This is a genomic window from Curtobacterium subtropicum, assembly GCF_030362975.1.
GTDB lineage: Bacteria > Actinomycetota > Actinomycetes > Actinomycetales > Microbacteriaceae > Curtobacterium > Curtobacterium subtropicum.
In genome coordinates, this window is sequence record NZ_JAUCMM010000025.1 from 1 (window position 1) to 998 (window position 998).

A 998-nucleotide genomic window follows, 5' to 3' on the forward strand; every position below is an offset into this window, starting at 1 on the left:
CGCGGTGCGCGGCGCGCGGCACACGCGGTGCGCGGCGCGCGGCACACGCGGTGCGCGGCGCGCGGCGCACGCGGTGCGCGGCGCACGCGGTGCGCGGCGCGCGGCGCACGCGGTGCGTCGAACCACGTTTGCGACATCGAACCAGCACGCGCGGCTGGTTCGATGTCGGTTCCGTGGTTCGACGACCGCGGGCGAACGACCCGGCAGGCCGGCGCCCGAGCGGCCGGTCAGCCCGGGCCGGTCAGCCCAGGTAGTCGGCGTACCGCGTCGTCTCGACGACGTTCCCGAGGACGAACGGGTGCGGCTGACCGTGCTCGACGGCCCACTGCACCCACGCCATCTGCACGGGCATCAGCAGCCAGACCGCCACGGTGACGCCGAGCACGCCCGCGAGTGTCAGCCCCATCACGGTGTGCTCGTCGAACCGGATCGCGCCCCGGCGGGCGACCGCGACGAGGAACCCGCCGACGGCGACCGCCACGGTCAGGAGTGTCGTCCCGAGGGCCGGCGACGACCGGAAGTCGAACTCCTGGCCGGCGTGGACGAACGTCGTGCTCCAGGTCGATCCGGGCTGCTGGAAGAGGATGCAGAGCGCTACGACGACGATCAGCCAGCGAGCGTCCTTCGTGAACTGCGACGGCTCCGGCCGCGGCCGCAGCACCGGTTCGGTCAGTTGTCGTTCGTCCCCCATGCGGCGACCGTAGCACCGCGGGAGGCGCGTGGCGGGGGTGATCCGCGCCTCCAGACCGGGGAGCTGCGGACCACGACGCGAGAGCGACAGACCACCGCGAACCCTCCACGGTGATCTGTCGCCTTCGTGGAACGGACCGGACCGGCCGGACCGGCGCGACCGCGCGACCAGCGCGCCGCGCTAGCTGTGATGTCCAGGGACGTTGTGTCGTCGGGCGGTCGGTGACGCGCTGATCGAAGAAGGCCTCCCGGTGGTGGAGTGGAGCTGTCTAGGAACCGCTTCACCGACCAGGAGGCCTTCGTGTCCC

1 protein-coding gene is annotated in these 998 nt (G+C 72.8%); it reads right to left on the minus strand.

Going from position 1 to position 998, the window contains the following annotated elements:
- Positions 1 to 241 precede the first annotated feature (241 nt).
- Entirely contained in the window at positions 242 to 691 is a 450-nt protein-coding gene (locus QUG98_RS16555) for a hypothetical protein (protein WP_289471587.1), read from the minus strand.
- Positions 692 to 998 lie beyond the last annotated feature (307 nt).